This is a genomic window from Paenibacillus sp. CFBP 13594 (assembly GCF_014842675.1).
Lineage (GTDB): Bacteria > Bacillota > Bacilli > Paenibacillales > Paenibacillaceae > Paenibacillus > Paenibacillus amylolyticus_B.
Window position 1 is genome coordinate 1 of record NZ_JACYVQ010000010.1, and the last position, 14,325, is coordinate 14,325.

Annotated in this window: 8 protein-coding genes and 11 tRNA genes; 18 read left to right on the plus strand and 1 reads right to left on the minus strand. The window is 44.9% G+C overall.

Annotated elements, in window-relative coordinates:
• Positions 1 to 143: 143 nt before the first annotated feature.
• The 11 genes from IFU39_RS25810 (at position 144) to IFU39_RS25860 (ending at position 1,057) form a co-directional block, all read left to right on the plus strand.
• Positions 144 to 219, plus strand: a tRNA-Asn gene (locus IFU39_RS25810).
• A 3-nt stretch (positions 220 to 222) separates the two neighbouring features.
• Positions 223 to 295, plus strand: a tRNA-Thr gene (locus IFU39_RS25815).
• 10 nt (positions 296 to 305) lie between these two features.
• A tRNA-Glu gene (locus tag IFU39_RS25820) sits at positions 306 to 377 on the plus strand.
• A 7-nt stretch (positions 378 to 384) separates the two neighbouring features.
• Positions 385 to 460, plus strand: a tRNA-Val gene (locus IFU39_RS25825).
• 10 nt (positions 461 to 470) lie between these two features.
• A tRNA-Gln gene (locus IFU39_RS25830) sits at positions 471 to 545 on the plus strand.
• A 9-nt stretch (positions 546 to 554) separates the two neighbouring features.
• Positions 555 to 630, plus strand: a tRNA-Lys gene (locus tag IFU39_RS25835).
• A 6-nt stretch (positions 631 to 636) separates the two neighbouring features.
• Positions 637 to 717 (plus strand) — tRNA-Leu (locus tag IFU39_RS25840).
• 10 nt (positions 718 to 727) lie between these two features.
• A tRNA-Gly gene (locus IFU39_RS25845) sits at positions 728 to 802 on the plus strand.
• Between the two features lie 7 nt (positions 803 to 809).
• Positions 810 to 886: transfer RNA gene (locus tag IFU39_RS25850), tRNA-Arg, on the plus strand.
• Between the two features lie 15 nt (positions 887 to 901).
• Positions 902 to 975 (plus strand) — tRNA-Pro (locus IFU39_RS25855).
• 11 nt (positions 976 to 986) lie between these two features.
• Positions 987 to 1,057, plus strand: a tRNA-Gly gene (locus IFU39_RS25860).
• Positions 1,058 to 1,292: 235 nt separating this feature from the next.
• Here IFU39_RS25860 and IFU39_RS25865 read toward each other — a convergent pair.
• The gene (locus IFU39_RS25865; protein ID WP_244661126.1) at positions 1,293 to 1,646 is read right to left on the minus strand and encodes a WGxxGxxG family protein; all 354 of its coding nucleotides are present in this window, start codon (positions 1,644 to 1,646) and stop codon (positions 1,293 to 1,295) included.
• A gap of 577 nt (positions 1,647 to 2,223) precedes the next feature.
• On the opposite strand from IFU39_RS25865, the gene ppc reads away from it, so the two are divergent.
• From ppc to glmS, 7 genes are all read left to right on the plus strand, one after another.
• Positions 2,224 to 5,016 carry a phosphoenolpyruvate carboxylase gene (ppc, locus tag IFU39_RS25870; protein ID WP_192135684.1) on the plus strand — a complete coding sequence of 931 codons (2,793 nt, stop codon included), beginning with the start codon at positions 2,224 to 2,226 and terminating at the stop codon, positions 5,014 to 5,016.
• Between the two features lie 261 nt (positions 5,017 to 5,277).
• A complete protein-coding gene (gene sigW / locus IFU39_RS25875; protein WP_017692117.1) occupies positions 5,278 to 5,844 on the plus strand; it encodes an RNA polymerase sigma factor SigW in 567 nt (188 codons plus the stop codon).
• Between the two features lie 136 nt (positions 5,845 to 5,980).
• Positions 5,981 to 6,595, plus strand: a complete 615-nt coding sequence (locus IFU39_RS25880) for a zf-HC2 domain-containing protein (protein WP_036614042.1) — start codon at positions 5,981 to 5,983, stop codon at positions 6,593 to 6,595.
• 314 nt (positions 6,596 to 6,909) lie between these two features.
• Entirely contained in the window at positions 6,910 to 7,746 is an 837-nt protein-coding gene (cdaA, locus tag IFU39_RS25885) for a diadenylate cyclase CdaA (protein WP_017692119.1), read from the plus strand.
• The gene (locus IFU39_RS25890) at positions 7,739 to 9,235 is read left to right on the plus strand and encodes a CdaR family protein (RefSeq protein WP_192135685.1); all 1,497 of its coding nucleotides are present in this window, start codon (positions 7,739 to 7,741) and stop codon (positions 9,233 to 9,235) included. Before cdaA ends, IFU39_RS25890 begins: the two co-directional genes overlap by 8 nt.
• 72 nt (positions 9,236 to 9,307) lie before the next feature.
• The gene (gene glmM, locus IFU39_RS25895) at positions 9,308 to 10,648 is read left to right on the plus strand and encodes a phosphoglucosamine mutase (RefSeq protein WP_192135686.1); all 1,341 of its coding nucleotides are present in this window, start codon (positions 9,308 to 9,310) and stop codon (positions 10,646 to 10,648) included.
• A 749-nt stretch (positions 10,649 to 11,397) separates the two neighbouring features.
• Entirely contained in the window at positions 11,398 to 13,230 is a 1,833-nt protein-coding gene (gene glmS / locus IFU39_RS25900; protein ID WP_076217241.1) for a glutamine--fructose-6-phosphate transaminase (isomerizing), read from the plus strand.
• Positions 13,231 to 14,325: the final 1,095 nt, after the last annotated feature.

The following is a 14,325-nucleotide window of genomic DNA, read 5'->3' on the forward strand; positions in this document are numbered from 1 at the left end:
CCTCTAGCGCCGATGGTACTTGGACCGCAGGGTCCTGGGAGAGTAGGACGCCGCCAAGCGAACTCTTTCATCATACATAGAAAACAGGCTCTGCATGTGGACGTTGTACGATGAATTGCATTTGCCCTGCAAATGCATATTATTCCCTGATAGCTCAGTTGGTAGAGCACTCGACTGTTAATCGAGTTGTCACAGGTTCGAGCCCTGTTCGGGGAGCCATTTGCTCTCATAGCTCAGTAGGTAGAGTGCATCCATGGTAAGGATGAGGTCACCGGTTCGATCCCGGTTGAGAGCTTTGGAAATGGGGCCCGTTGGTCAAGGGGTTAAGACACCTCCCTTTCACGGAGGTAACAGGGGTTCGAATCCCCTACGGGTCATATAGTTGGAGGCTTAGCTCAGCTGGGAGAGCATCTGCCTTACAAGCAGAGGGTCGGGGGTTCGATCCCCTCAGCCTCCACCATATTTTTTATTGGGGATTAGCCAAGCGGTAAGGCAACGGACTTTGACTCCGTCATGCATAGGTTCAAATCCTATATCCCCAGCCATTTTAGTATGAGTCATTAGCTCAGTTGGTAGAGCACCTGACTTTTAATCAGGGTGTCGAAGGTTCGAGCCCTTCATGACTCACCATCATATGCGCGTGTGGCGGAATTGGCAGACGCACTAGACTTAGGATCTAGCGTCTTTGACGTGGGGGTTCAAGTCCCTCCACGCGCATCCCTTATTTGCGGAAGTGGCTCAGCGGTAGAGCATCGCCTTGCCAAGGCGAGGGTCGCGGGTTCGATTCCCGTCTTCCGCTCCAATATTTTGCGCCCTTAGCTCAGCTGGATAGAGCGTTTGACTACGAATCAAAAGGCCGGGAGTTCGAATCTCTCAGGGCGCGCCATTATTTTTTTAGTATCGGGATGTAGCTCAGCTTGGTAGAGCACCTGGTTTGGGACCAGGGGGTCGCATGTTCAAATCGTGTCATCCCGATTTTTGCTTATGCGGGTGTAGTTCAATGGTAGAACTTTAGCCTTCCAAGCTAATAGCGTGGGTTCGATTCCCATCACCCGCTTACAGGATACAATGAAAGAGCCTTTGCAGATGCAGAGGCTCTTTCATTTTTATTAACGTAAGAATTAGCAGTTATTTTATATAATATTTTATGTAAGAAACAGTACAGGTTTGTTTAAAAAAGGAGCCAAGACCTCCCTATTTCAATGTTGAAGGGGTCTTGGCTCTTCTGTTTATCTCTGTGGATGAGCTGCTTCTAAGACATAGCAGCTATTGTATAGTGACGTGAGTACAATTTAACGTTCGTTGTGATCCGTCACTCTTTTACGCATGCCCGCTAATCCAAGCAACCCTAGCAAACCAAGCCAGCCCCAATCCATGCCGTTGTCACGGTTGGTTGTTGTGGCGTTAGCACGAACACTGTTGGTACGATAGTAACCATTGTTGCGGTAGTTTCCATCCATGTTCATATTCATGTTGGAATTAGTGTTTGTGCGATCCATGTAGTTGGTGTCCTGATATGACCGGACACGTGATCCATTAGTGTTGGTATCCATTCCTTTGGACATTTGACCATCAGCAGCAGCAGGGCCGGCCATCGCGGCCACCAGAAGCACGGAAGCAATAATTGTTGTACCTTTTTTCATCATTTGGATTCCTCCTTTTTAGTAAGAGCTACAGATTAATCTGCCCAAAAAGCTAAGAACATTATGTAGAAATGGTCTGTTAAGATATCCCTAAGTTTACAGTAGGTAGGTACATACATAAGAACCTCCCCTAATAAGCAGACTTGTCGTGGGAGGAAATTTATAATTACATCTTTAATTTATTGCGTCACTGTGGTAAAGTATACAAAAGCTTGCTTTGCCGGTCATGTTTCTTTGTATATCATCTGTTCTCAAATAATGAAATTATGCAGTTTAACCTTAATATCAGGTACATGGGATCATATCTAAAAGAACTGTATATTTATGAGTTTTTAAGAATAGGTATGAGACTTTTGATTTATCTAAAGTACGTGAAAAAGGTATCATGCGACAGTATATGACCATTAATTGAAGCAGAACAAGAAAATGAATAAAAAAGCGTGTTTTTGTGCTGTAAATCGGGGATAATCCCCATTTTTTCTAATAGAAAAATAAAGATTTTCGTACCATTTTATTGTATGATGTTATGAAGGTGTCAAATTTACGTGTACGAATGGAACGATCAGATGGGAGGATAAGCATGACTGAAACTATGGTAACCGCCAGCAAAAGCCAATCCAACAACCTGCTTCGGCGAGACGTGCGGTTCCTGGGCAATATACTCGGAGAAGTTCTTGTCCATCAAGGCGGCACGGAGCTTCTAGATATCGTTGAGAAGATTCGGGAAACGAGCAAATCGTTGCGTGCAGAATTTCTGCCAGAACTCTATGCAGAGTTCAAAACGATGATCCAGGAATTAGACTCGGACAATCGTCACCAGGTTATTCGGGCTTTCGCTATTTATTTTCAATTAGTTAATATTGCTGAACAAAACCATCGGATCCGGCGTAAACGGGATTATGAACGTTCTGCTGGGGACGCTGTGCAGCCAGGATCGATTGAGAAAGCAGTACAGGATCTTAAGGAACGTGGACTGTCTCATACAGAGGTGGAAGAGATTCTCGACGATTTGTCGTTGGAACTCGTTATGACAGCTCACCCAACTGAAGCCATGCGCCGGGTTATTCTGGACATCCATAAACGGATATCCGAAGATGTCATGCTACTTGATAATCCTACGCTGACGTTGCGTGAACGTGAACAGTTGCGTGAGAAACTGCTGAATGAGGTTATTACACTTTGGCAGACAGATGAACTCCGCGACCGCAAACCGACTGTACTCGATGAAGTGCGGAACGGGATGTATTACTTTCATGAAACGTTGTTCCATGTACTTCCGGATGTATATCAGGAGCTGGAACGCTGCCTGAACAAATTTTATCCTGACCATGACTGGCATGTGCCGACGTATTTGCGGTTCGGTTCCTGGATCGGTGGAGACCGGGATGGAAATCCTTCGGTAACTTCAGATGTAACATGGCAGACGTTGTTGATGCAACGCAAGCTCGCTTTGCGTGAATACCAACGGATTATGATTGAACTTATGGGCCATCTCAGCTTCAGCACGAACATCATCCACGTATCGGATGAGCTGGTGCAGTCTATTGAGCAGGACCGTAGTTGTGTAACGTTGAAAAAAGTGGATATGTGGCGAAATGAAAAAGAGCCATATCGCATCAAATTGGCCTATATGATTGCTAAGTTGAACAATGTACTGGATGAGAACAAATTAGGTCAGGCTGACCGTTATCATAGTGCTCAGGATTTGATTGATGATCTGATGATTATTGATCGAAGTCTGCGCCATCATTTTGCCGATTACGTAGCGGATACAACTATTCGCAAAATGATTCGTCAAGTCGAGTTGTTTGGTTTCCATACCGCAGCATTGGATGTGCGTCAGCACAGTCAGGAACATGAAAATGCGATGTCGGAGATTTTGGCGAAAATGAACATTGTAGAAGATTATGCGCGTCTAACTGAAGACGGTAAAATCGATCTGCTTGCTCGTTTGCTGGATGATCCGCGTCCTCTTACTTCTCCTTATCACCAATACACGGAGGGAACCAAAGAGTGTCTGGATGTCTTCCGTACCATTAAGCGTGCCCAGAACGAATTTGGGACCGGCTGTATCACAAGTTACCTGATCAGTATGACGCAGGGCGCAAGTGACTTGCTGGAGGTTATGGTATTTGCCAAGGAAGTGGGCTTATTCACCAAAGGTCACAACGGTGACGTTGTATCTACACTTCAAGCGGTACCACTGTTTGAAACGATTGATGATCTACATGCGGCTTCGGACATTATGCAGAAGCTGTTCAACCTTCCTGTATACCGCGCAAGCGTAAAAGGACGGAATGAACTTCATGAAATCATGCTTGGTTATTCAGACAGTAACAAGGATGGCGGCGTGGTTACTGCCAACTGGGAACTGCGTGTAGCGATGAATGCTATTACGGCTGTAGGGAATGAACACGGCGTTAAGCTGAAGTTCTTCCATGGACGTGGTGGGGCTCTTGGACGTGGCGGCATGCCGCTTAACCGCAGTATTCTTGCTCAACCACCGCATACCATTGGTGGGGGCATCAAGATTACGGAGCAGGGAGAGGTTATTTCTTCCCGTTATTCTCTACAGGGGATTGCATACCGCAGTCTGGAGCAGGCAACTTCGGCTCTAATCACAGCAGCACTGAATGGGCTTGAGCCGCAAGAGTCAGCATCCGAACGTCATTGGGACAGCATCATCAAAGAGATTTCGGAAGTATCCCTGACGAAATATCAGGATCTGATTTTCCGTGATCCGGACTTCTTTACCTTCTTCAAGGAATCCACACCGCTTCCAGAGGTGGGTGAACTGAATATTGGTTCACGTCCGTCCAAGCGGAAAGGTAGCGACAAGTTCGAAGATCTGAGAGCAATTCCTTGGGTATTTGCATGGACGCAAAGCCGTTATCTGCTTCCGGCATGGTATGCGGCAGGAACAGGATTGCAAAGTTACTATCAGGATAAAGAGGAAAATCTGGTTGTCCTGAAAGAAATGTATGCAAGCTTCCCATTCTTCCGTACATTAATTGATACGGTACAGATGGCCGTAGCCAAGGCAGATCTGGTGATTGCTAAAGAATATTCAGCCATGACTTCGAACAAAGAAGCCCGTGATCGCATCTACGGTCAGATCGAAGCCGAATTCAAGCTCACAAAAGAGCTGATTCTTAAAATTACCGGAGAAGCTGAAATTCTGGATGATGTACCGGTTATTCAAGAATCCATTCGTCTTCGTAACCCTTATGTAGATCCGTTGTCCTACATGCAGGTTCAACTTCTGAGCGAGCTCAGAGATATGCGTGAACGTGGTGAGGATGATACGGAACTGCTCAGAGAAGTGTTGCTGACAATCAATGGCATTGCTGCAGGACTCCGTAACACAGGTTGATGATTGAACTGCTGCATTTTGAATAATTATATATAACAAAGTACCCATTACTTTGTTGAATAAAAGCTCCATTCTCTGCTCTACGGAGTGAGAGATGAAACGGGACTCCTGCGGGAGTTCCCGTTTTTACTGTTTTTGGCGGATATTTGTCATACAGTCTTGATTTTTGACCAAAGTTGATTTACGATTTGATTGGTGAATTACAAGTGTGGACGGGTATCAGAAGACGGAAGACCCATCAGCATGTCTGGGGGAATAAGGGTGGACAATTTGGAGAACAGGCTTGTGAAACTGGTGCTCAAGGGCGACCAGAGAGCCTTCGCAGAAATCGTTGAACTATATAAGGACAAGCTATTTCATTTGGCATACCGGATGCTGAACAATCGTCATGAAGCTGAAGACGTTGTGCAGGAGACGTTTTTGCGTGTGTTTCGTAATATGGAGAAGTACGATCCGAACCAGAAGTTCTCAACCTGGATCTACCGGATCGCAACGAATCTGTGTATTGACCGACTGCGCAGAAAGAAACCTTCATACTCTTTGGATGCTGAACTGAATGACCAGGAAGGATCTGATGGTTATGCGATGCTCCCGAGTGATGATCGTACACCGGAGAGTGAAGCACTCCTGTCAGAAACGCAGACACTCATTCGTGAGGCCATTGACAGTTTGCCAGCCAAGTATAAGTCCGTTATGATTCTGAGATATTTACAGGACTTGTCGCTACAGGAAATCAGTGACGTGACAGGTATGCCCGTAACAACGATCAAGACACGCGTTCATCGGGGCCGTGATTTTCTACGTAAAAAATTGGAGTATAAGTTATAAATATTAAACGCCTTTAAATATGGGCGAAATTATTTGAAACATATCCGAAACGGATGCGTATGTAATGTATGCAAGTCTTATGCGTGCTTTTTAATGGCACATGGACTAAGTGATTTAAGAAAGGATTGGCTCTCATATGGATTGCAACTCGGCCGTCTCTTTAATGCATGAATGTTTGGATGAGTCGTTGTCCCCGGCCCAGAAGGTTGAATTGAAAAGTCACCTTGTGATCTGTCCGGATTGTCGCATGCGCTTTAAAGAGTTGGAACAGACGGAAATGTTACTCTTTGCCATGAAACACTATTCACCGTCTGCCTCTGATGAGCTGACCAATCGAATTATGAATGCTCTGCCCCAGCCCAAGAGACAGCAAGCATGGCTCAAATGGGTCAAAGGACATCCCGCGCTGACGGCGGCAGCCTTCTTTTTGGTCGTGATGCTCTTTAGCGCCTTGAATTTCTGGAATCAGAATAACGAAATGGTTGTTAAGGGAAATAATCTGGACCAGATCGTGATTCAGGGTAACACGGTTATTGTTCCTGAAGGTAAGTCAATTGCTGGCGATCTTACGATAGAAAATGGAACCGCACAAGTATATGGTGATGTGAACGGCAATCTGACGGTTATCGACGGACAACTGTTTCAGGCTTCAACGGCGCATATTTCAGGTCAGGTGAAAAGTATTGATCAGGCGCTGGACTGGTTCTGGTACAAAATAACCAATATGGTAAATGAAGTGGCTTATCGCTAGAACAGGGTAAAATCTTCAATGGTATATACCAAGCAGGGTACCTCCAGATTGCATGGGGTACTCTTTTTTTATACGCAAACTTTGTAATTCATGGTAAATGTGATGTTTATGTGCAGTTTGAGACTGCCGTAACTTGCAACCTGAACGTTAACGTTATAACCTAGATACTAAAGAGAACATACTACTACATATAGATAAGCATTTTGCACAAATCAAATGATGCAAAAATGCGGAGACAAAGGATTATATAAAATCCTAATGGGTTAATATGAGATCAGGGTTTACTCATCAATGGGGATAGCGGGGGCTGGCTTATGAATTATTTTGCTGACTTAACGTGGACAGAGTCCATTAAGGACGTTATCGATATATTGATCGTTACCTATATTATGTACAAACTGATTTTGCTTGTGCGGGGGACACGTGCGGTTCAGCTCCTAAAAGGGATTCTGTTCCTTGTATTGATCTGGGCATTAAGTACGTGGTTAAACCTGTATACGCTCAAATGGTTAATGAACCAGATGTTTACGTTTGGTGTTGTTGCGGTATTCATTATCTTTCAGCCTGAACTGCGTCGTGGTCTGGAGCAATTGGGACGAGGTAAGCTGTTTGGACGTTCAGCGGCAGCGAGTGATGAAGAATTAACGGTGTTAATTGGTGAGATTATCAAGTCAGTTAATTATTTGTCACGGCGTAAAATTGGCGCTTTGGTCGTATTTGAACGTGAAACGGGTCTGAACGATTACACGGAATCGGGCATTAAGATGCACTCTCTGGTCAGCTCGGAGCTGATGATTAACATCTTTATTCCAAATACACCGCTCCATGATGGAGCCGTTATTATACAGGGAAAACAGATTTCGGCGGCAGCTTGTTATTTGCCATTATCAGAGAATCCTTTTATCAGTAAGGAATTGGGAACACGTCACCGTGCAGCAATCGGGATTACCGAAGTTGCAGATGCGATCTGTCTGGTTGTCTCCGAGGAGACAGGACAAGTGTCACTGGCAATGAATGGACAGGTCGTTCGTGATATTAAGGAAGAATCGCTGATTGCCAAACTGTATGAGGAGTTGCGCCCTACATCCAATCTGAAAAAGAATGGCTGGACAACCTTCTGGAAACGGAAGGGAGGACGTAACAATGGATAAGTGGTTTAACAATAATAACTTTGCCAAAATACTTGCGCTTGCGGTGAGCCTGCTGCTCTGGTTCATGATTCATCTGGATGAAGTACCAACCACCCCTACGATTACAACAGGGACGACCAACAAGGTTGTGGAACGTACGGTGCCTGTTCAACCTTATGGATTAGACAGTAACAGCTATGTGCTTACTTCATTAAGTACGGATGAGGTCCGACTGGAGATCAAAGGACAGCGCTCGATGCTAACATCGATTTTTACAAATGACGATTACAAGGTACTGGTTGATCTGAGTCAGGTGAAAGATGGGTCCAATACACTGCCACTTGTACCTGATTTGCCTTCCGGAGTAGAAGTAGTCAGCATGGAACCTTCCATGGTTACGGTGAATGTAGAAAAATTGGGCACCAAATCCTTCAATGTGAATATTGTACCCGAAGGGCAACCATCGGCCGGATACAGTGCTGGAACGCCCGTAACTGAACCTTCGACGCCGGTTAAGGTAACTCTGCCCGAAGGGCAACTCGAGGCTGTAGCGAAGGTCCAGGGCAGTGTGAGCGTGAAAGATGCCAAGGAAGATGTCATACAGAAAAAAGTGAAACTTCAAGCATACGATGCTGAGGGCAAGGTCCTTGAAAATGCGATTATAACGCCTCAAACAGTTGAAGTACGAGTTCCGGTCAATCAGCCCTATACATCTGTACCCTTAAGAATCAAATATTCGGGACAGCTTCCGGAAGGCCTGGTACTCTCCACGGTAGAGCCAAGCGTGAAAGAAGTCTCGGTTTATGGATCAGAGGATGCGCTTGCGGGTATACAGTCCTACGACCAAGTAACCCTTGATCTTACACAGTTTGATCAGTCGGGTACATCGACAGTTAACGTGGACTTGACGCCGCCTTCCGGTTTTGAGAAAATCGAGCCTAGTTCGATTCAGATCAAGGTAACCATATCACCATTTGACGAGGCAGAGGAGACAACCAAAGTCTTTCCGAACGTCCCCATCACACTTACCGGTGCGGGGAATGGACTGGAAGGGACGCTGGTTACGCCTCGAAGCGGGGGTCTGAACCTCACACTTACAGGCTCAGCAAGTATGCTTGAGGGTCTGAGTAGTGATGATCTCACGTTAACCGGGGATCTTGCTGGACTTGCGGTCGGAACGCATGAGATCAAGCTTGAAGCCGACCTGCCCCGTTATGCCAAACTGGATGAATCATCCACTGCATTGAGTGCGACGGTCAAAATTAGCGAAAAGGCTGAAGAGACTACGACCACTCCTGGCGAAGAACCGACAGACGAGGGAACGGTAGCACCTGACCCAACACCAGCCGAGGTTGAAAATGGGGAAACAGAGCCTGTTCCTGATGAAGAAGAAACGGAATCGAATACGGATACTCAGGATCAGGGCCAACAGGGGAGCACAAGCAGTCGAGGTAATTTAAATAATAATAATAACAGCGGTACTGGCAGTAAAAGTGGCGCTAATCCGTAAACGTTCTAATTTTAAAATTCTCAAAAAATAATAATAGTGCTCGTATATGATGCGAATAGAAGGAGTTAAATCATGGGGAAATATTTTGGTACAGACGGTGTAAGAGGGGTTGCCAATAAAGAGTTAACGGCAGAGCTGGCTTACAGCATTGGACGTTGTGGTGGTTACGTGCTTGCAGGTGGTGTGGAAAGACCAAAAGTGGTTATCGGCATGGATACTCGTATCTCGGGATTGATGTTGGAATCCGCACTGGTTGCAGGTCTGTTGTCCATTGGCGCTGATGTGATCCGTCTGGGCGTGGTATCCACTCCGGGAGTGGCGTATATTGCACGTTTGTTGAAAGCTGACGCCGGCGTGATGATCTCGGCTTCCCACAATCCGGTTGAGGATAACGGAATCAAGTTCTTTGGTGGAGATGGCTTCAAGCTGTCTGATGAAACAGAGAACCGGATTGAAGAACTGATGGATGCGAAGACAGATCAATTGCCACGGCCAGTTGGTGGCGGGCTGGGTACTGTAACGACAGATGAAGAATCCCGTTATCGTTACCTTGATTTCCTGAAAACGACTGTAAATGAATCGTTCTCTGGACTTAAAATTGTTTTGGACTGTGCAAACGGAGCAGCTTATGAACTGGCACCGAAATTGTTCAGTGAACTAGGTGCAGAAGTCATTGCCATTGGCGCTGAGCCTAACGGCCTGAATATTAATGAGCAATGCGGATCAACTCATCCAGAGAACCTGAAACAAGAAGTGCTCAAACATAAAGCGGATCTGGGCCTTGCTTTTGACGGGGATGCAGATCGACTGATTGCTATTGATGAGACAGGCGCTGAGGTGGATGGAGACTTCATTCTGTGTATCTGTGGAGATGCGATGAATCGTGCAGGCAAGTTGAAGGACAGTACCGTTGTATCAACGGTTATGAGTAACATCGGATTCTACAAAGCAACGGAGAAACTTGCACTGAAAACAGCTAAAACGGCAGTAGGTGATCGTTATGTGATGGAGGAAATGCGTCGCGGCGGTTACAACTTGGGTGGAGAACAATCTGGCCATGTTATTTTCCTGGATTACAATACAACTGGAGACGGTATGCTGACTGCGATTCAACTCGTGGATACGCTCAAGGCTTCCGGTAAAAAACTGAGTGAACTAAAAGCGCTCATGACCCAGTACCCACAAGTATTGGTGAATGTGCGTGTTGAAGATAAGAGCAAATACGAGGGTAATGCTGCAATCGAGCAAGCTATCGCTACAGTTGAACAACAACTCGGCGATAATGGACGTGTACTCGTTCGTGCTTCAGGTACTGAATCTCTGATCCGTGTTATGGCGGAAGGACCAGACAAAGACGAACTTGAACATTTTGTGTCTCAAATCGCAGATGTAGTGCAAAAAGAGCTGGTATAGGACTGGAAGATGTAAGAGATACCTTCTGCATACGGTTTTCTTAAGGGGATTGTTGTGTAGAACGAGGCTTAATATAACATGATTTAGGACTTATGCATGGATATTCCTGCTTCCCGGCCTGATGAGACCATAGGTCCGTTTATCCGGTCGGGATTGTAGGTAAATATGCTAAAATTGTCACAGGTACTTTGCTCCATTGCAAAATGGACCTGACGTGCATATAATGAGTGGAGTCGTCATTCAGACACAGAAAGTGAGGAACGTAAGGTTAAAGTTATACAAGCGCCAGAGCTTGGAGTTGCGCGGGATGATGTTGATCAGGATTTCTTCTAGGTTGAAGAACGGCTGATTAAGATCAACGGCAATCAAGCTGACGAGGTGGAGGTGTTCGGATTGTTCGGCGGGGACCTCCCGGTGAAGCACCAGAGCCGTAAACCGGATTGCGGAAAATGGATAGGTGACTGTCCACACAACGCGCCGGTGCAGGTGCAAGAGTTAAACTAAAATTCAAATGAATGTGCGTGAAGAGCGTAAACAGTACGCGGACGGGAAAATGATGTACATTCATGATTGCATTCATAACAGCTTATGATGACAGCGGGGCGACAAGAGGTCGCTCTGATCATTGATAATTGAATAAGTACCAAGTATTCATGAAACGCTAGGCAATCACTCATTTTTCCGATATGCCGCCTCTGCCTGTTTCTCTTCGTGACACAGTATTCATATACAAACGGAGGAAATAAATTATGTGCGGTATTGTTGGATATATTGGTAATAAGAACACTCAATCGGTATTGGTCGAAGGATTGAAGAAACTTGAGTATCGTGGTTATGATTCTGCAGGTATCGCGGTATTCACACCGGAAGGTCTGCAAATCACAAAAGCTCTCGGTCGTCTTGCGAACCTTGAAGCCAAGCTGGATGGTGCACCACTGGTAGGTAATGCCGGAATCGGACATACACGTTGGGCAACTCATGGTAAACCATCGGATGAGAACTCTCATCCACACACGGATGGAAGCCAGAAGTTCTCTGTTGTGCATAATGGTATTATTGAGAACTATCTGGATCTGAAGGACGAATTGATGGCTCAAGGTCACACGTTCACTTCCGAGACAGATACTGAGGTTATCTCTCACCTGATCGCACGTGAATATAATGGTGATATCGTCAAAACAGTACAAAAAGTGATCACGTTGTTGCGTGGCGCATTTGCACTGGGTGTATTGACAGAGCATGAGCCTGAGAAACTCGTAGCTGTGCGTCAAGCAAGCCCATTGATTATTGGTATTGGTGAAGGCGAGAACTTCATTGGTTCCGACATCCCTGCAATTCTGGAACATACACGTAACGTGTACATTCTGAATGATGGTGAAATGGCTGTGTTGACACATGATGCTGTCGAATTGATGACGATTGAAGGCAACTTTATTTCTCGGGAAATGATTCGTGTCGATTGGGATGCTGTAACCGCAGAAAAAGGCGGATTTGAGCACTTCATGCTGAAAGAAATTCATGAGCAACCAAAAGCATATCGTGATACAATGCTGGGTCGCATCGATAATGAAGGCAAAAAAGTTCAACTTCCTGAGTTGAAAATGACTGAAGAACAAATTAAAAATATCCGTAACGTTCAAATCATTGCATGTGGTACAGCGTACCATGCAGGTCTGGTTGGACGTACAGTGATTGAGCAATTGGTACGTATTCCGGTTGAAACAGATGTGGCTTCCGAGTACCGTTACCGTTCCCCAATCGTGCACAAAGATACACTTGTAATCGTAGTGAGCCAATCCGGTGAAACTGCCGATACACTTGCTGCTTTGCGTGAAGCACAATCCAATGGTGCACATGTACTGGCAATCACAAACGTAGTGGGCAGCTCCATTGCACGTGATGCAGATGATGTTATCGCAACATTGGCAGGTCCTGAAATTGCAGTAGCTTCTACCAAAGCGTATACTTCGCAGTTGATTGCTTTCAACTTGCTTGGTCTGTACCTTGCACAAGTTCGTGGTACTCAATCTGCAGAAGAGATTGCACACACGCTGGCAGCGATGCAAGCATTGCCTGAACAAGTGGAATCCATGTTGGAGCAAGCGGAAGCAATCAAAGGATATGCAGAGCAAATCTCCAAACATGAACATCTCTTTTTCATCGGTCGTGGTCTTGACTATGCAGTAGCTCAAGAAGGATCGTTGAAACTGAAAGAAATCTCTTATATTCACTCTGAGGCGTATGCTGCGGGTGAGTTGAAACATGGTACGCTTGCATTGATCGAAGATGGTATCCCTGTTATTGCCCTGGCAACGCAGGAGAACGTACTTGAGAAAACAGTGAGCAACATTAAGGAAGTAAAAGCACGTGGCGCAGATGTATTGGCAATTACGTACGAAGAGCACGTAGCACCATTGCTGAAATCCGTAGACCAAGCGTTTGCGATTCCTAAGACACTACCACTGCTTAGCCCTGCTTTGTCTGTAGTTGCGCTGCAATTGCTGGCATACTATGCTTCCCTTGCACTGGGTCATGATGTGGATAAACCACGTAACCTGGCGAAAAGTGTAACGGTTGAGTAAGGTAAGGGATTCTGTATTAATTACTTTATTGTCTAGTGATAAATAAGTGTAGAACCACTAACAAAAGTATGGAACTACACGAACTATTGCCAAATGACATGGATAACGGGTTGATCAATAGATTCAGTAAACTAATACAGTATGAACAAAATAATGGTCCTGATGACTCTAAGTCATCAGGACTTTTTTGATGTTTCAGGAGGGTGGTTCTGAATATTAGAACCATCTTTTTTGTGTTTGTGCATTGTAAATTGCGGTCATTCATTGAACGAAAATCCACCACTAAAAGATCATCTGAACAATAAAGAAAGATGACTGCACATGACTAAACATGACTGGTACATCTTTCAACAACTCACAAAATGGTATGCCAAGAAGCAACAATTCGCTCGATGAAGGTGCTTATTACGCGAAGCGAAATCATTGTCCGTTCGCGTTTGTAATCTGTATGTAAATGAGTGAAGGATATCGGAAAGCGTATAAGGGAAAACCTCACAAACGGTTTGATGAGGAGGAGCAGAATATAATTACCTAACAGAGGCGCAGAGCAGAAGGCGTGATACAAAACTATGTCGGCTGCCATCCGTGCGGACGCTGCGTCCAGTTTCCAGCCAGGCTTTCAGAAATTGGTCAGGTAATCATGTTAAGTTATTACAAAGTGCAAGGAATCGGAACACCGGCAAAGAATATTTAAAGGTAGTATATACCAAATTTACCTTTAAAATGGATGGATGTCAACACTCGTCGAATTCCTAGATTGATATCAAATCATTCACAATGTTTCTTTTACATTCACTTTTTTAAACGAAAAATGTTAACACATTATGTTTTATGAACCAAATTTAACAATATAATGACTATATTTAACAAAAATATCACTATACATTCTTGTAAATTTTGATATAATTCAACCTAGGTCTTATTCCCTATTATTCTAATAAATGGAATTGTAGGGTTTTTTATACCCATCCAAGTTGTGTGCGAGAGACCAGTATACTGGCTAACCAACAAGCCGGCATGCGGGGACCAACAATTGTGAAAATGACAGCCTAGAATATGTTGCTCCATGACGTCAGAAGGTTCAGAAAGGAAGGT